Source organism: Gluconobacter sp. Dm-73 (assembly GCF_018256215.1).
GTDB lineage: Bacteria > Pseudomonadota > Alphaproteobacteria > Acetobacterales > Acetobacteraceae > Gluconobacter > Gluconobacter cadivus.
In genome coordinates this window covers 78,603-95,873 of the sequence record NZ_JAERLW010000010.1, presented here as the reverse complement: position 1 = coordinate 95,873, position 17,271 = coordinate 78,603, and the positions used below count along the sequence as shown (strand labels likewise).

Sequence of the window (17,271 nt, the reverse complement as noted above, 5' to 3'; positions counted from 1 at the left end):
ATGATGCAGGATATTATTGTCAGTGCTGCGGATATTTCCTTGTTTCATGTGGCGGCGCGTGAACTCGGAGATGCGTCCCAATGGTGGAGAATTGCGCAGGTTAATGGAATGGTTGACCCGGATCTGGGCAGGATTTCTGAGACGGTTGTTCTGAAGGTTCCGTCGGTTGAGCCTGATCTGGTGTCAGGTCTGCCTGATGGAGCATTGGAATGAGTGTCAGAAACCTGGAGGTTCAGGTTCTTTTTGACGGGCAGGTCGATCCTGTTCTGGCGCTTGTGCAGTTTGAAATCGACGCCAGCCGGTATGAGGCGTGCGATATTGCTACGCTTCGTCTGGCTGTCAGAAAGCAGGGAGCGGCGACGCCATGGTTTGAGGCGGAGCAGCCTGCGCGGAAGTGGGTGACACTTCAGATGCGGGATACCCAGAATATTGCGGCGGCCTGGACGACGCTGTTTCAGGGGCGTCTTGATCACATCGATTATGTGGCTGAGCATGCCATTCTGGAAATGGAATGTCGTGATGCGCTGGCAGCGTTGATGGATCTGCGTGTTCAGGATGCGTGGCTCAACCATACCCAGCAGGAACTTCTGGAAATTATGGCGCAGGCGGCGGGGCTTGAGGCACGGATTACGTTGCCTTCGGATCAGGCGGCGCTGATGGCGGGTCAGTTTTGGCAGATCGAGCATAAACGGGGTGCTCTTATGGGACAGCACCGTTTTCAGACTGCGGCGGATCTGGCGTTTACGGTCGCAAGGGATGCGTTCTGTGATCTTTATGCCGACGGAACCTCTTTGGTCTGTCAACCACTGGGGTCTGCTTCGGAGGCTGGTGCGCAGGTGACGGATATGCGTCAGGCGGTTCTTGAGACTGGAATTGCGCGCGATTTGCAGTTGCTGGCGGGTGTGGTCGTTCATATGGCGTCGTGGGATTCTCGGCAGAGAAGTACGACTCACGTCTATTACGATGGTGTTTCTTTTTCTCAGGACGCGCCTTCGGGAAATTCTACCATCCATACATTCCGTGTTCCCGGGCGTCGGCTGGAAGACTTGCAGAGGCTGGCGCGAGGAAAACACGCTCGCATTGCTGCTCATGCATTATCTGTCCGAATTAAAATTCCTGGAATTATCGGAGTTTCGCCACGGAATTTCATGACCGTGGCGGTGGGAAATGGTGAGAAAACCTTGGGGATCGATCAGGTTCTCTCACGCTTTTCCGTGGAGCAGGGATTTGTGCAGCATGTCGTTCTAAGAGCTCGGGGGGGTGAGGCATGAATGATGCCCGTTTTGATGCGGCCGCTTTGCAAGGTCGGACGGCGCATACGATGTTTGGGATCGTGTCTGCCGTTGATCCGGTCAATCATGCCGTCAAAGTTCGCATTCAGCCTGAAAACATAGAAACAGGCTGGATCCCGGATGCGTGCGGTGTGCATGCGGGGGATCTTCGGATTGCACGTCCGTCTTCTCCGGGAACGCATGTTGTGTTGCAACCGGTCGAGGGAGATGGAGAGCATCTGGTCGTGACGGGTAGTGTGTATGACACGGTGGTCATGGCGCCTGTGTCTCCGCTGACCGGTAAGGTTGCACAACCTGGCGAATTTCTTGTCAAAGGCGGGTGCGGTCTTCCGCCGTTGTCTGCTTCCGGAAGTGTTGGGACATCGTCTTCCGGTGCGGGGTGGTTACATATTGGTCCGGATGGTGTGGCGGCGGGTGCGGGAAATGCGTCTCTCCTTATCAAGAACGGGGCGATAAGTCTTTCTGTTGGTGGAACGGATATGACGCTGACATCTGCCGGACTGACTCTTTCCGGAGGGGATATTCGCACCGACCAGCATTCTCTGAATGAGCATATTCATCTGGCAGGAAGCCAGAAAACGGGAGGGCCGCTTGGATGATCGCTCTTTCGCATATTTTCGGGAATGATCTGGTTCTGTCCGCCGGAGGGCTTCAAACAGTTTCGGGATCGGAGCTTACGAGGCAGGGATTGCTGAGGCGTCTGCTGACGGTTGCGGGAAATTATGTCTGGCAGTCCGATTATGGGGTGGGGCTTCCGCTTATGGTGGGGCAGGTTATTGCTCCGGAAGCCATGGAATCCGTCATTCGGGCGCAGGTTCAGGAAGATGCCAATGTGGACTCTTCAGAGGCCGTGACTGTCACCGTGACGGATGAGGGGTTGGGCATTTGCAGATGTGATGTCTCCTATGTGGATGCCGGGTCCGGCCAGCAGCAGAGCCTGTCTTTTTCCTACTGAAATAATGAGAGCGGCACAGTATTGAACCGCTCCAAGAGGATGCGATGTCTCTCTCTTTACGTTCCTTTTCCACGACCGTTTCCACTGCGGTGACAACGGCGCAGGCATCCTGTTCGCAGTTGCTGGACGTTTCTATCGGTTCTCCCGTTCGGGCTCTGATGGAAAGTGTTGGCGGTGTTGGTTTGTGGTTGCAGTATCTGGTGTTGCAATCACTGTTACGCACCCGCCTGTCAACGTCAACGGGATCAGACTGTGACAGTTTCGTCTATGATTTTGGCATGAGTCGATTGCCCGGCACGGCAGCGACAGGTGTTGTGACGTTTACTTCTTTTCTGGCCAGCGAGCAGTCAGCAGTTGTTCCCCCAGGAGTGATCGTGCGGACAGTCGGGGGGATCTCCTTTGCGGTGACGCAGGATCAGACTTTGCCGACATGGTCTGCCTCTGCGGGAGGATATGTGCGGGCAGCGGGCGTTGCGACGTTGTCGGTTCCTGTCGCGTGTCAGGCGGTGGGAGCGACCGGAAATGTTTCGGTTGGTGCGATCTGTCTGATGGGAACGGCCGTAGCGGGGCTGGATACGGTGACGAATGGTGCACCCTTCCTTAATGGTTCCGATCAAGAAACGGATAGCCAGTTAAGGGCACGCTTTCCGCTCTGGCTGGCCGCAAAAGCCTCGGCCAGCAGGGCTGCGGTGGGTAATGCCATTGCCAATGTCCAGACGGATTTGAGTTATTCGCTGCGGGATGGTCTGGATACGGCAGGGAATGCGCGAAGCGGCTATTTTACGGCTGTAGTGAATGATGGAAGCGGTGTTCCGTCGGACCAGCTTTTATCGAATGTCTATGGCGCCATTGATTCTGTGCGGGCTCTTGGGGTCGGTTTTGCTGTGCAAGCGCCTCAGGATCTGACGGTGAATGTATCCATGGATGTCATTGTGCCTTCGTCTGTTCCGATTCAGCAGGCCGTGAGCGCCATCCAGTCGGCCGTGTCCAAGGATATTGCGTCCACGACAGTGGGTGATGGTTATCCGTACAGCCGCCTGTCCTATCTGGCTTATGCTGGTGCGGGCGTTACCGTGACGTCAGTTCTGAATGTCCGACTGAATGGCGGGCAGATCGATATTCCTGCAAATGGCAACCAGGCACTCATGGTTGGGAATATTCAGATCAATGTCACTCAGGGTTGAGGGGGTGAATTCTGAATTCTTGGGACGGATGAGGACTTTTTATGGCTGTATTTAATACATATCCCAAACTCGACTCCCTGACGGGAGAAGAGGTTGTCGTACTGGCAGATTCCAGCGGTACACGAACCGTTACGGCGACGGTCTCCCAGATTATCGAGGCACCCGTCAGTGTTGCGGCAAGTGGTCAGTTCTACTCGGATAAGGGCGCTCAGATAAAACGGTTTGCGGACCGGCTTCTGGTGGGTGTTGCAGCCGACAATCCTACACTGAGTGACAGGGCAAGTTCATCGCAGGATGACTGGCTTTCGGAAACCATGGGGGCAACATCCATCGGGCCCTGGGCGTTGCAGGATGCTCAGTGTGCGTCGCTTGCACAGTTTGGCAACAGTGCGTTTGTTGCGGGGTCGCGCACATCCGATGCCGTGACCGGTAAGGCGTTGCTGGGTTTTCAGCCGAGTTCCATCGGGGTGGCGTCCTGGGGAATTTCCGATGATACGTCCAGTCCGACAACCACAACCGCTTATGCCTATTATGGCGAAGCGTGGCGTCTGGCCGGAGTGAATTATCAGCCAACTTTCGGAATGGAGCTTGAGGCTGTCAATTTTGGGGGCCTTGCAGTGGGACAGTCGACGCCTTATGCGCCAAATGTTGGCGGGGGCGTCTATGGGATCCAGCTTGGCGCAGGTGGCGGCCAGACATCGGGGACTTCCGATGCGGCGGCGGGTATGGTGTTCGTTTCCAATCCGAATTCATGGCAAACGGGCATTGTGTTTGGGGCCCAGTCCCTGACTGGGACGGATGGCAAGGATTCCGGATATGCCTCCGCTGTTTCCCTTGCGCGCAACCAGGCTGTGGAGTGGCACACTCCTGAGACCGTTTCGGGTGTAGCCGGGTCCAATGTTGGTGCATTTGTCCGTTCTACCGTGACGGAACGCACCAACGGCATGCGGCAGGAATTTACGGATAACGGGATCCTCTTTGGTAATATCGAAGGTGAGACGCTGTTTTCTGTTGCGAGCATGCCAAGCCCGACCAACGCGCTTCAGGTTCAGGCCGGCGCCGGGACACAGGCAGCCGGTCTGTATGTGCAGGAAGGAACGGGAGGGTCCGGAAATCTGGGGCTTTTTCCGGCAAGTGGCGGGGAGTTACAGATTACGTCTCCGGTGACGGGAACGGGGGGGACAATGCCCACTGTTGCCAATGGGGGTTTTCTGCATATCAACGTCAACGGTGCAGATTATCGTATTCCGCTGATGGCTCCAGACCAGGTCGGAGGGTGAGGGGATGGCGGTTCTTTACGATGAAGGCAAAGATATCCTCCGGGCTTCTGATGGCAGCGTTCTGCTGGATACGGGGCCTGCGCCTGGCTCGATAGAGGATTTTGCAGGGCGGTTCCGGCGTCTTTTACCAACGGGGTGGTTTCCGCCTGCTCCTCAAGGGCTAGAAGCAGAATCCGCACCGGTACTTGCCGCAATTCTACGTGGTTTTGGTGCGGTTCTGGCTGGAATCTGGCAATTAATTCAGGAATGTTCCCTGCAGATGCGTCTTGCCACAATGAGTGGCGCTTTTCTGGATATGGCTGCCGAAGATTATTTCGGGGATGGGGGACTGGTTCGTCAGGCATCCGAGCCGGATGTCGTGTATCGCAAACGCATCCGTGCGGCACTGTTTGCCGAACGCAACACCCGTCAAGCTGTAACGAATGCGCTTGTTGCGGTGACGGGTGTGCAGCCGGTGATTATCGAAACCCTCAATGCGTCCGACTGTCATGCGCTTGCCTGTGAATCGGTTCCTGCCATGGGCGGGGGGTACGGTTATGGTGCGCAGGCCCTGCGTTACGGCAGCCTTCAAGGTGGTCAGTTTTTTGTGGAAACACAGTTGGGAAAAGCCGCAGATCTGGCGACAGTCTGCCGTGTTGTCGATCAGACAGCAGCCATGGGCGTTACCGGCTGGATCAAGGTGAAAAATTAATGGATCGGGCCATCGTTTATGCGGGATCAATCCCGCTCGATACGGATCTGCTGCGGGCAGGGCGCTATACCAAGTCGGCATTCGGTAATTTGGCGTCCATGCTTTACGGACCGAATGTCATGGCGGCCTCGGGACTGGGATGTTCGACGGCTTATAACAGCCTGAACCTGACGATTGAGGCAGGGTCGATTGTTGCTCCCGGCGTTATGGATGCTTCCGCCATTGGTGGCAATGGTGGTGGTCTGGCAGCGGACACGACCGCTCTCACATGCCAGTATATTAGCTCGGCCTCGCAGACCATTACTCTGCCAGGCTCCGGCAATACCTATACGATTTATGCTCTCTGCTCCGAACAGGATGCTGATCCGACGGTGCTTCCGTTCTTCAATGCCAGCAATCCGTCCCAGACACAGGCTGGTATTCAGAACAATGGCAGCGCGCTTCCTGTGCGTCGGACGGGCACTATGACCTTTGTCGCCGCGACCAACCCTCCCGTTTCTCCGGCAGGCGGGTGTGTCGTGGCGCTTTATACGATTACGGTGCCACAGGGGGCGTCTACTTTAGCGGGAGTAACGGCTCAACCAGGACAGGTGTTCTGGCCGACCATTCCTGAGCTGGCGACGCAGGCTCTGCTGAAAGCGTCGACCGAACCCATGACACTCGTGACCGGAAATGGTTCGGTTTCCATCCCGGCCTGGGCCTCCAGAGTGGAGTTGCGTGTTATCGGTGCCGGTGGAGGCGGCGCGGCCTCGCAGGCCACGACGACTGCCAGTTCGTTTTCTGGTGCCGGCGGCGGCGGCGGCGGGGATGCCTGGGGCATTTATACCGTCAGTCCGACGCAGGGCAGCGGACTGGCAATTACGGTCGGGAATGGTGGCGGGTCCGAACAGACGGGTGGTACGTCTCTTGTCAGCTATCTCGGGCAGACACTCCTGCAGGCCGAAGGCGGACAGGGCGGCACGTTCTATTCCACGACGGGGTCTGCAGGCGGTGTCGGTGGAAATGCCTCTGGCGGTACCGTCTGGAACCAGAGCGGAACGTCCGGTGGTGACGGGCAGTGTAACGCCTACACGTTCTCAGGCTATGGAGGCGATGGCCCGTGGGGTGGTGCAGGGCGTTGCGGCAATCAGGGCGGCCGGAACGCCACGCGATATGGCGCGGGCGGTGGTGGCTCCTATTCAGCGACGACCGACGGCGCATCGTCCAGTGGGGGCACAGGATATCAGGGCTGTGTCCTGTACCGTTTCCTGCCCTGACAGGTTCAGTTCAGCGCAGGTGTGTCATCCGCCATATCGGAGGGCGGCATGCTTTTGCTGAACTGTTTCACGTCTTCTGCCGAAACAGGGGAGGCGTTGTTGCCCCACGCATGGCGGATGAACGTCACGACATCGGCAATCTGCTGATCGGTCAGTTTATGGTTGAACGCAGGCATCGTGAAGGAGGATGGCGCGGCGGTCATGGCAGGAAGGGTCGCGCCGACCTGAACGATATGAACGAGCGACACCGGGTCGGTCTGCATCACGATGGGATTGGCCGCCAGCGGCGGAAAGACGGCAGGATATCCCTTGCCGTCCGTACGATGGCAGGCGGCGCAACGATCAATATAGACGCGCGCGCCCCGCGATGAGAGATCCGCTTTGTGAAGCTGGTCCGTAATGGTAGGGTCGTATGTCCAGGGTTCCTGGGACTGGTCGGCAGCCTGAAGGCTTTTGAGGTAATGCGCAATCGCCCGCAAATCCTCATCCGTCAGTTTCTGTGTGCCATGCAGAACGGCAGACGTCATGGAACCGAAGACGCTTCCGGTCTCGGCGCGGCCAGTCTTGAGGAACGCTACGATATCCTCTTCGCGCCAGCGGCCCAAACCGGTCCGGTTTTCCTGACGCAGGGACGGAGGCGTCCAGCCATCCACCACGGCTCCACCAGACAGATAAAGACGGCCGCCATCGGCCGTCAGGGATTTTTCCTGCATGGTGATGGCGCGTGGAGAATGACAGGCTCCGCAATGGGCAGGCCCTTCCACGAGATAGGCGCCCCGTGCCAGTTGGGGATCGGTAAATTCTCCGGCGGTGCGGGTGATGGCTTTATGAGGCGTGGGCGCAAAAATCCAGCGCCAGAACGTGAGTGGCCAACGCATGGACAGTGGCCACTTAATCTCGTTGTCCGGCGTTGCAACGGAAGCCGCTGGAACGCCTTTCCTGAAATAGACAAATAATGCGTGAATATCGCTGTCTGTCATCCGGGCATATGAGGGAAATGGCATGGCGGGATAAAGGGTTGAGCCATCCTGGCGAATGCCTTCCCGTACGGCACGGCTGAACTGTGCTTCCGTATAGCGTCCGATCCCGTGTTCGGGGTCGGGGGTGATATTGGTGGAGTAGATTTTCCCCATAGGGAGAGAAAATGATACTCCTCCGGAATATTCCGGTTTTCCGTGAACGGAATGACATGCCGCGCAGTCGGAGGCAGCTGCCAGATAGCGTCCTTTTTCCAGAGTAGCTGTGTCAGCATCCTGCGCGACCGCAGATCCCGTAAGTCCGGCTCCGAGAATGAGGGCTACAAAGAGGGTTCCCTTCATGCTTTCACCAGCGGGCCAGGGGATTTGAGATAGGTTGCACGGATATGATGCGCGGCCCAGTATGCGAGCGCAGCCACCATTCCCGTCGGATTATATCCCATACCCTGCGGAAACGCATTCGCTCCGATGACGAAAACGTTGGACACATCCCAGCTCTGAAGATAGCGGTTGATCGCGCTGGTCTGGGGATTTTCTCCCATAATAGCGCCCCCTCCCAGATGGGTGGTCTGGTAAGTGCGCGTGTCGAAGGGTTGACCCGCATTGAGATGAACCAGATTCATTTTCGTCGCGCCCATGGCGCGGGCGATGGGTTCGATTTTGCTCACGACATACTGGTTCATACGGATGTCGTTATCCTTCCATGTGAAGGTCATGCGGAGCAGCGGCTGCCCGTAAGCATCCTTCCACGTTGGGTCGAGATCCAGATAAACATCCCGATACGCCATGTTGCTGCCATGGGCGTCGATACCGAGCGAATGCTTGTAAGTATTGACGAGGGAGTCCTTGTAGGCGGAGCCCCATCGCGGCGTTCCTCCCCCTCCGGCGCCGAGTGCGGCGGCAATCGGCTTTACACCCGCCTGATTGACCCAGACAGGCGATCCCCCCACAAAGCCGAGCGGTCCGTGATCGAAATTCATGCTGTTGAAATCGTCAATGGCTACCCCGGCTCCGCCCGCTCCGACAAACTGGTTCGTATAGGTCGAAGGGGGCAGCCAGACGCGTGAGGACGTGATCGTCTGGTAGACGAAATTGCGTCCGACTGTTCCGGTGTTGCTGACGGGATCGTAGGGTTTTCCGATCCCGGACATGAGCATCAGATGAACGTTGTGGAACTGGAACGCCCCCAGAATAATCAGATCCGCCGAGAGCGAGGTTTCTTTCCGGGTTTTCGTGTCCAGATATGTGACGCCGGTCGCTTTTGTTTTCGTGCTGTCGAGATCGACGCGTAGAACATGGGCATTTGGAATCAGGGAAAATCTCGGATCCTGCCGCAGGACAGGCAGGATGTTTACGTTGGGTGAGGCTTTTGAATACAGGTAGCAGTCATACCCGCTGCAATAACCGCAGAAATTACATGGCCCCATCTGGCAGCCGTAAGTGTTGGTATATTGCCGCGAAGCGTTGGCCGCGGGAAGCGAATAGGGGTGGTACCCGGCATTTTTCGCGGCATCCCGGAAAACTGATGCTGAAAAAGTATCTTTCATGGCTGGAAGTGGAAAATTATCGGAACGATCCGGGGAAAAAACATTCCCGTCTCCAACGATTTTTCCCTGAACTTTGTAAGCTTCGCCTGATGTCCCGAAAACCTTTTCTGCTTTGTCGAAAAAAGGTTCGAGCTCGTCGTGGCTGACGCCATAATCCTGAAGGTTCATACCTTCGGGAATGAATTTCTCGCCATATCGTTCGATTACGGCACTGCGGAGCCTCAGGTCTTCTGGGGCAACGCGGAAATGGACGCCAGACCAGTGCAGACCCGCACCGCCGACGCCTTCGCCGGGCAGGAAGGCTGCGAGCTGCCGGTACGGCAGGGCCGTCTGGTCCATGGTATTGCGGATCGTCAGGGTCGACTGGGAGAGGTTTTGGAAAAGCCGTTTGCGGATGGCTCCGCGCAGTTCATCAATTGATTCCGGATAGGCTCCTTCAACGGGCGTCGTTCTTTCCGCCCCCCGCTCAAGCATGACGACCGACAGACCGGCTTCGGTCAGTTCCTTGGCCATAATTGATCCGGCCCAGCCGGCGCCTACAATGATCGCATCGATATGTTTGACCATCAGGCAGTCTCCCCGGAAATGGAAACCGGACCGATGGGGTAGTACGCACCTTCCTGATTCACCCAGTCCATGAAGTCTGCTCGGGCTCCGGGAAAGCCCAGCATGACCCATCCCCCAAGGCCCCGGTTGCCACCGTAAAGCGGATCGGCAAAAGCTCCTTCTAGTGTGTTGGTCCGAAGCTGTTCAAAAAAGACTCGTCCCGGAATGTCGCCAAGCTGTACAGAGCCGCCTTCCAGGGCTGTCAGGATTTCGTCCTGCTGCATGGCGGACAGAGCCGCAAATCCTTTCCCGTATTGCTGACGGGCGTAGTGCTCCACGCCTGCAATCCCTTTGCGGTATAGGTCTTGGGGGACGAACGGTAGCTGGTAGCCCAGATTGGCTGGTCCCTGCTCGAACGGGCCGGACATGTACCAGTTTTCACCCCTTGCGTATGGGGTCTGCATCTGCCGGTCCAGAAATTCCGCAACACCGAGTGCCTTTGCGCCCGGGCCATTATGGTCAGCGGGAAACAGGCGTTCGCAGGCGGATTCGAGAAACTGGTATTCCGCAGTATTGAAAAAAGCCGGTTGATAGGGCTGGGCCGTTTCAGCAGCCAGAGCTTCGGCCCAGTGGGCATTTCCTGACGCCACCCAGAATGACGTGGTTCCCAGAAGGCCTTTCATGACACTGCGGCGCAGTGGATTGTTTAATGTCGGTTCCATGGGCGCACAGCTTTCTTCGGGGATAGAACCAAAGGGTATAGAAAATATGGAAATGGGTAATTTACAAAGCCTGTTTTCTAACGAAGACAGATGAAGCCCGCCAGACGACCGCTCATCACAACCTGCCGAGAGGCCTTAACCCGAACTGAAATTCAGTGGGTTGCGGAACTGCCCGTTGAAGGAAGTTGCAGGGTTCCGGGCTGGGGTGAGCGCTGGACGGTGGCGGGCGTGGTTGTGGTGTCGGTCTCTGCACCCGTCGGGAAAATAGCATCCGGAGCACTGGGGGCCGCAACAACGGGCGTTACGGTTTTTGCAGACGTAGGAGGTGCCGTATCCGGTGTGCTCAGTGTGGGCGTTGTGGGTGTTGTGACCGGTTCAGCTCCCGGAACGCCCAGTGTCTGCTGCTCTACGCCGCCATTGACGATTGGCGTTCCCGCAGCATCCGTCATCCAGGACAGGAGCTTCTTGCGGATCTGAAATTCCAGCTCCACATTCATATCCTGCATCATCTGGTTGGTAAGGGTATAGAGTTCCTTGCGGGATGTCGGATCGCGGTCTCCGGCGTCCAGCTTGCGCGTGATGCGGGCATGAACGAAGCCGGTATGCTGGTTGTTGGCATCCGCGACATTCAACTGCACATCCATGGCGCCTTCCACCGCATTGTCGCCCGCACGGTTCAGATAGGCCTGCTTGATGATGAAGTCTGCCTTGCCCGAAGTCCCGCTGGCGACCAGACGTTGCGCGGCCATGTTTTTAAGCGCCTGATCCGGTGCAATGGGTGCTTTGGCGGACAAGGAATCCGGTGCGGCAGGCGCTTCGTCCTGAACGTCGATCGAAGCCACATTCAGATGGATCTGGGGAAGATAGCTGTAATCGGTCGGGGGGAATGTCTCGTCCGCAGTTCCGTCCGAGCAGGCCGTCAGACCCAGAGACAGCATCAGGGCTCCCAGACCGGTCCAGTAACGTATGCGCATATCCTGTCTCCTGAAGGCTTTACCGACGACTGAAAAGGGACTTGATCCGGCTTTTCAGCCTCTGTCCAGAGGCTGGAAGGTGGGAAGTGGGCGCTGGCGGCTGGGACAGCGTATAAGACGGTGCCTCTTCGGGAGGCGAAGAAAACGACGTTTCTTCCGGGGGCGTTGAACGAAAACCGGAAGCCTGCCCGACCCCAAAATCTTCCGCTCTGAACGGGCGTGCGTCCCGGATCAGGGACACATGTTCGGGATGACGGGCATACCAGCCCAGAATCAGCCCCGGAATCATTGCGGCTGCTGGATCATCACTGATCAGCATCGGAGCATCGGGATAGTAAAAAGACGGACGCAGCGCCGGAAATTCCTCATTCCAGATCAGGTAAAATACTGTATCGGCGTCCTGAAAGCGGCTCACACTGAGCGACTGCACCTGAAAGGTGATCTGGGCCAGCAGCGGCAGCGCCGTGAAGGGCGACGAGACGATCAGCGGACCCTGCCCGCGCTGGGCTGCCAGCAGGGCCGTGAGCCGGTTTTCAGCAATCTGCCGCCCGTTCGGACAGGACAGGGCTTCGCCGCTATCGGCATGACCAGACGGCAGCAGCAGCGTATGGGGCGCAAACCCTCCAATCCATGAGCCGGAAAGTTCATTGACGGCGATTTCAGGCCAAGTTTCGCAGGACGGACTGGCCTGCGGGGGGAGGGGAGCACCTAAAACTCCAGTCGCCAGCGGCCAGAACACTCTGTCCATCGCCACCAGAAGACGCTTCCGGGCGGCCTCATCGAGCGTCAGAACATGACTTGCGCAGTAGTCATCCCCTTCAAGCCACCAGCAGGCCTGCTTGCCGGTCGCGTCTTCCTTAAAAACCACAACGCTGAAATCATCCGCCACAACATCCCGACTGCTCGGACTCCAGCCGGGGTAAAGCTGCTCGACCGGAAAGCCATCGAGCTTCACGCCATCAAGCAGGGGCAGAGTCATGCAGTCCGTTCTCCCAGTTCCCTGCGCGTAAAGCGGAAACCGACATTGCAGAATTCACAGTTCATCGTGATGGCGCCATTTTCGACCATATGGTCGAGGTCGTCCTCGGGGAATGTCTCCAGAACGGAGGCCAGCCTCGCCCGGTTGCATCGGCAGCCATAAGCCAGCGCGCGTGGCGTCCCAGCACGGACGTCCAGCGTGCCGAAAAGCCTCTGGATTAGGCGCTCGTTGGACAGGTCCGGGTCAAGGATTTCCTGCTCCGTCACTGTTGTAGCCAGCGTACAGGCGGTTTCCCAGGCGTCCTCATCCTGTTCGGACGCCTCGATCCCGCCTTCTGCCGCGATCCGCTCCAGAACAAGTGCCCCGGCCTTCCATCCATCCGCCGATTTCGCACAGAACAGCCGGATCCAGCAGTCATGCTGCTCGCTGGTCTGGAAATAGTTCACCGCCATGTCTGCCAGCGTCGTACCGGTCAGATCCACGATGCCCTGATGCCGGTCCATGTCCGGCCCCTGATCAATGGTGAACGCCATGTAGCCGTCCCCTAGAAGGCCCTTGGCCGTCTCAGGGAGGGCATCCCGATCCGCATCCTCGCGCAGACGCGCGAAGAACCGCAGATCCCCGCTGTCTGTGGCATCCGTCACGAGCATCGAAACCGGACCGTCGCCCTTGATCTGGAGGGAAAAGGCCCCCTTGAACTTCAGAGCCGACACCATGGCCGCCACGAGGGCCAACGCCTCTCCCCCAAGCTGCGAAACCGCATCGGGATTGTCATGTCGCGACAGGATGGCATCTGCCAGAGGCCCAAGTCGCACCAGACGTCCCCGTACCGGGGAGCGTTCCAGATAAAAGGGCGTAACGCCGCCCGAGACGACCATGTTCGGAACGTCAGGCCGGTTCGTGTCGAGGAAGGGGGGTGTGTCCATCAACCGTTTTCTTTCCCGAGAGCCCAGAGTAACAGGCCCTTCTGCGTGTGCAGGCGGTTTTCCGCCTCATCGAAGACAACGGACGCTGGGCCCTCAAAGACCTCTGGCGTCACTTCTTCCCCAATATGGGCAGGCAGGCAGTGCAGGAACAGGGCATCGGGTGCAGCTTTTGCCATCAGCGCCGTATCGACTTGATAGGGCTGGAACACCTTGAGGCGGGTTTCACGGTCCTTGTCGCCCATGCTGACCCAGGTATCCGTCAGCACGGCATCCGCGCCAGCAACGGCTTCCGCAGGGTCGCGGAAGACCTCGATCGTCGCACCATGGGCGCGGGCCCACGTTACGGCGTCAGGGTTGGGCGCGAACCCATCCGGCGTTGCCAGACGGACATTGAAGCCCAGCAGGGCCGCGCCTTCCATCAGGGATGTCGCGACATTGTTGCCGTCCCCGATCCAGGCCAGCGTTTTGCCGCGGATCGGCCCGCGATGTTCCTCGAACGTCAGAACATCCGCCAGAATCTGGATCGGATGGGAGACGGGCGTCAGGCCGTTGATGACCGGAACCGAACTCCATTTCGCCAGTTCTCGCAGATTGGCGTCATTCCCGGTCCGCAGAACGATCACGTCCAGAAAACGCGACAGGACGCGGGCGGTGTCGGCCACAGTCTCGCCCCGGCCAAGTTGCATATCACCCGGCGAAAGCACCGAAACGGACCCGCCAAGCTGTCCCATCCCGACCTCGAACGAGACACGGGTGCGGGTTGAAGGCTGGGCGAGGATCAGGCCGAGGGTACGGCCTTCCAGCGGGCGATCCGGATGCAGGGGCTGACGGCGCCCGTTCTGCATGGCTTTGACCTTCGCGGAAAGGTCGATGATCTGCCGGATGGTTTCGGAATTGAAATCGCGCAGATCCAGAAAGTGCCGGGGGGCTGTTGTCGCGCTCACGATGCTTTCTCCTGCGTGGCAGAGACTTTCAGGGACAGGGCGGCTTTCACCAGTCGCTCGCAGGCCTCACGACATTCAGCTTCCGTGACGATCAGCGGCGGGACGAGACGCAGCACATTGTCTCCAGCGCCTACGGTCAAAAGGCCCTGATCCAGAACGGCCTGCATGACGTCGCCCACAGGCGGCACACAGTGCAGGCCGCGCATCAGTCCAAGACCGCGGACATTGTCGAAAACGCCTTCCGAGCGGCTGATAACGTCTTCCAGCATCTTGCCGAACGCGTCTCCGACGTTCCGGACATGCTCCAGAAAGCCGGGGCTCAGGATTTCTTCCAGAACGGCTGTGCCAGCCGCACAGGCGAGCGGATTGCCGCCAAAGGTCGTCCCGTGAGAGCCCGGCGTCAGGTGTCGCGCCAGTTCTTCCGTCGCAAGAACGGCACCGAGCGGGAAACCGCCGCCAATGCCCTTGGCTACGGAAATCACGTCCGGGCGGATGCCATACCATTCATGTGCGAACAGCTTGCCCGTCCGGCCCACACCGGTCTGAACTTCATCAAAGCCCAGATACAGCCCGTATTCGTCACAGACGGCGCGCAGCCCTTCCATGAACTCGCGGGTCGCAGGCTTGATGCCGCTCTCGCCCTGAACGGGCTCGACGATAATGCCCGCCGTGTGCGGCGTAATGGCCTCACGCAGCGTGTTGGTGTTGTTGAACGGCGCATGGTCGAACCCCTCCACCACAGGGCCGAAGCCTTTCTGATAAGCGGGATTGCCTGTCGCGGAGATCATGGCGAGCGTCCGGCCGTGGAAGGCTCCATCAAAGCACAAGATGCTGGTCCGCTCCGGGTGGCCGTTCTCGAACTGGGCGCGGCGGATCATCTTGACCATGCCTTCATTGGCTTCGGCGCCCGAATTGCAGAACAGCACGGAATCCGCGAACGTGTTCTGCACCAGCAGTTCTGCCAGTTTTTCGGCCTGCGGAACCCGGTATAGGTTCGAGACATGCATGACCTTTGCGGCCTGTTCCGCAATGGTTTTAACCAGTTTCGGATAGGCATGTCCCAGCGAGGTCACGGCAATTCCGGCCCCGAAATCCAGATATCGTCGCCCGTTCGTCGCCGTCAGCCAGACGCCTTCGCCCTGCTCGAAAGCGAGGTCGGCACGTTTGTAGTTCGGCATCAGCGCGGGGATCATGATGGATCTCTGAATATCTGGTTGAAAACGAAACGGTTTATGCGGAATCGTAAAACCCTGCTCCGGTTGCCCGGAGCAGGGCTTCAAATTCCGCCAGCGCATAGTGAAGGGCAGAACGGGGTTCCGTCAAACCCCGGCGTGCCGGAATGTGGCGGTCAACCCGGCAAATCAGACCCGTTGATACAGCAGATCCCGCGCCAGCCAGCACCCGACCCGTACCGCCGTCACGCTCCCGCTCTGTCGCTCGAAGGCCAGTGTCCAGTCTCCGGGAGCCGTATGATCGAGTGCGCGCGGGCAGGGCAGAACCCACACATCCTTTGCCAGACGCTGGAGCATTTCCATCCGTCCATCGCCCAGAATTCCCGAAAAACCGCCATAAACCACGCCGCCCGCCAGTGTGATGGTCACTTCGGCCTCGTCCAGCTCCTCGCAGCGATACACCCCGGCAAGCTCGGCAATATCCTCGCCGGGCGTTTCGTCGCAGCGAGTGAGGATGCTCGTCCGGTTTTCGCCCGGACGCTCCACCACGACCTCCGGACCCTCCGTAGTCTCCTGTGCCTTCACCACAACCGATCCAGCTTCGGCCCGCGCTGCCGAAACCCCTTCCAGAAGCTCCGGCACCATCAGATAGCGCAGTGTTGCTCCACCGGGAGCGGGTTCGATTCGGGCCGACAGACCCGTCTCCCGCTCCAGATAGGTCCCATACAGCGCGGTCGGAGGCTGTGTGCTGCGGTCCGGCTCATAGGGAACGCCCAGAGCCGCTGCCAGAATCTGCGCCGCCGCAACCTGTGCCGCGCTCATGTGGTTGAACATCACCACGACTGACAGACGCTCGGACGCGACATGCAGCCGATGGGACCGCCAGCCCCGCAGAGCGCCACCATGCATCGTGACGTCCCGCCCGAACATCGTGCTGCGTTGCAAGCCGAATCCATAAGGCGCGGCCTGACCGTCACTGAACGTCACCGGTGCGGTCAGACGCCGGTACAGACTGTCCGGCGCGTCGCGTGTGGCATCAATGAACCGCTCCCAGGCGATCATGTCGTCCAGAGATGCCCCAAGCCCGGCATCCCCCGTCCAGATGACATTGTTGACCGCCGGGCGGAAGCCGCTCTCCACGGTTCCTTCATAGCCGACTGTCCCATCCGGCATGGCACGCGTATCGGCGGCCAGAATGGCGCGTTCCATGCCCACCGGATTGAAAATGGATGTCTGGAGCAACTCGGCGAAGCTGCATTCCGTCCGGTCCTGAAGAATGTCGGAAATCAGCCGGAAATTCTGGTTCACATAGGAGTATGATGTGCCCGGCTGGAACTGAAGCGTCCGCGTTCCCTGAATAACACGCCGGGCCTCGCGGTCTCCGAAGTCGCCTTCGATGGGCGCGCCATGCAGCATCGCCACGGCCCAGTAATCCCTAAGCCCCGACTGGTTATGCGCCAGATGCAGCATTCCCGGCGAAGGCTCGTCGAGTTGTGGCAGGCGCGCATCCACATCCGCGTCCAGCTCGGACGGATCGTCATACAGATCCAGCAGCGTCCCACAGGTGAACTGCTTGGTGATGGAGCACATGCGAAACAGCGTGGACGGCGTGAACGGAATGCGGCGCTCCACATTCGCATAGCCCCAGCCATGCCGGATCAGAACCTCGCCGTCCTTCAGAACGGCTACAGCCCCGCCGGGGCCGGGAAAGCGGGCAGGGAGGGCGGAGACGGCCGCTTCAAGACGGGCAAAAAGTGAATCGCTCATGGAGGGAATGATGGCTCCAGACCGTCTTGCCGTAAATGCCTTTCACCCGGCATAATTGT

General features: G+C 58.7%; 17 protein-coding genes. 8 read left to right on the top strand and 9 right to left on the bottom strand.

The genetic code is table 11. The annotated features are described in order from the left end of the window. Genes JK176_RS11485 through JK176_RS11450 form a run of 8 tightly spaced genes read left to right on the top strand, consistent with a single transcriptional unit; the run spans position 1 to position 6,658 of the window. Positions 1-213, top strand: a complete 213-nt coding sequence (locus tag JK176_RS11485) for a hypothetical protein (protein WP_235993468.1) — start codon at positions 1-3, stop codon at positions 211-213. Continuing rightward, a complete protein-coding gene (locus tag JK176_RS11480; protein WP_211587971.1) occupies positions 210-1,271 on the top strand; it encodes a hypothetical protein in 1,062 nt (353 codons plus the stop codon). Before JK176_RS11485 ends, JK176_RS11480 begins: the two co-directional genes overlap by 4 nt. Beyond that, positions 1,268-1,891 carry a phage baseplate assembly protein V gene (locus JK176_RS11475; protein ID WP_211587970.1) on the top strand — a complete coding sequence of 208 codons (624 nt, stop codon included), beginning with the start codon at positions 1,268-1,270 and terminating at the stop codon, positions 1,889-1,891. Before JK176_RS11480 ends, JK176_RS11475 begins: the two co-directional genes overlap by 4 nt. Further along, entirely contained in the window at positions 1,888-2,247 is a 360-nt protein-coding gene (locus tag JK176_RS11470) for a phage tail protein (protein WP_194262762.1), read from the top strand. Before JK176_RS11475 ends, JK176_RS11470 begins: the two co-directional genes overlap by 4 nt. A 44-nt stretch (positions 2,248-2,291) precedes the next feature. Next, positions 2,292-3,431: a baseplate J/gp47 family protein gene (locus tag JK176_RS11465; protein WP_211587969.1), complete on the top strand. Its 1,140-nt coding sequence runs from the start codon at positions 2,292-2,294 to the stop codon at positions 3,429-3,431. A 41-nt stretch (positions 3,432-3,472) separates the two neighbouring features. Further along, positions 3,473-4,711, top strand: a complete 1,239-nt coding sequence (locus tag JK176_RS11460) for a hypothetical protein (RefSeq protein WP_211587968.1) — start codon at positions 3,473-3,475, stop codon at positions 4,709-4,711. Between the two features lie 4 nt (positions 4,712-4,715). Then, positions 4,716-5,402, top strand: coding sequence for a hypothetical protein (locus JK176_RS11455; protein ID WP_211587967.1), 687 nt, complete (start codon positions 4,716-4,718; stop codon positions 5,400-5,402). Further along, positions 5,402-6,658: a hypothetical protein gene (locus JK176_RS11450; protein WP_211587966.1), complete on the top strand. Its 1,257-nt coding sequence runs from the start codon at positions 5,402-5,404 to the stop codon at positions 6,656-6,658. Before JK176_RS11455 ends, JK176_RS11450 begins: the two co-directional genes overlap by 1 nt. 5 nt (positions 6,659-6,663) lie before the next feature. Here JK176_RS11450 and JK176_RS11445 read toward each other — a convergent pair whose 3' ends face one another. From JK176_RS11445 to JK176_RS11405, 9 genes are all read right to left on the bottom strand, one after another. After that, positions 6,664-7,977 carry a cytochrome c gene (locus tag JK176_RS11445; protein WP_211587965.1) on the bottom strand — a complete coding sequence of 438 codons (1,314 nt, stop codon included), beginning with the start codon at positions 7,975-7,977 and terminating at the stop codon, positions 6,664-6,666. Continuing rightward, positions 7,974-9,749 (bottom strand): GMC family oxidoreductase, encoded by a 1,776-nt coding sequence (locus tag JK176_RS11440; protein WP_408874191.1) that lies wholly within the window; start codon positions 9,747-9,749, stop codon positions 7,974-7,976. The genes JK176_RS11445 and JK176_RS11440 overlap by 4 nt, the downstream gene beginning before the upstream one ends. Then, positions 9,749-10,450 carry a gluconate 2-dehydrogenase subunit 3 family protein gene (locus JK176_RS11435; RefSeq protein WP_211587964.1) on the bottom strand — a complete coding sequence of 234 codons (702 nt, stop codon included), beginning with the start codon at positions 10,448-10,450 and terminating at the stop codon, positions 9,749-9,751. The genes JK176_RS11440 and JK176_RS11435 overlap by 1 nt, the downstream gene beginning before the upstream one ends. 152 nt (positions 10,451-10,602) lie before the next feature. Next, positions 10,603-11,424 (bottom strand): hypothetical protein, encoded by an 822-nt coding sequence (locus tag JK176_RS11430; RefSeq protein ID WP_211587963.1) that lies wholly within the window; start codon positions 11,422-11,424, stop codon positions 10,603-10,605. A gap of 19 nt (positions 11,425-11,443) precedes the next feature. Continuing rightward, a complete protein-coding gene (locus tag JK176_RS11425; RefSeq protein ID WP_211587962.1) occupies positions 11,444-12,403 on the bottom strand; it encodes a hypothetical protein in 960 nt (319 codons plus the stop codon). Continuing rightward, positions 12,400-13,329 (bottom strand): Hsp33 family molecular chaperone HslO, encoded by a 930-nt coding sequence (locus tag JK176_RS11420; protein ID WP_211587961.1) that lies wholly within the window; start codon positions 13,327-13,329, stop codon positions 12,400-12,402. Before JK176_RS11420 ends, JK176_RS11425 begins: the two co-directional genes overlap by 4 nt. Next, complete coding sequence (argF, locus tag JK176_RS11415; protein WP_349291927.1) at positions 13,329-14,273, bottom strand: ornithine carbamoyltransferase; 945 nt, start codon at positions 14,271-14,273, stop codon at positions 13,329-13,331. Before argF ends, JK176_RS11420 begins: the two co-directional genes overlap by 1 nt. After that, a complete protein-coding gene (locus JK176_RS11410; protein WP_211587960.1) occupies positions 14,270-15,466 on the bottom strand; it encodes an aspartate aminotransferase family protein in 1,197 nt (398 codons plus the stop codon). The genes argF and JK176_RS11410 overlap by 4 nt, the downstream gene beginning before the upstream one ends. A 168-nt stretch (positions 15,467-15,634) precedes the next feature. Continuing rightward, complete coding sequence (locus JK176_RS11405; protein ID WP_211587959.1) at positions 15,635-17,212, bottom strand: D-aminopeptidase; 1,578 nt, start codon at positions 17,210-17,212, stop codon at positions 15,635-15,637. Positions 17,213-17,271 lie beyond the last annotated feature (59 nt).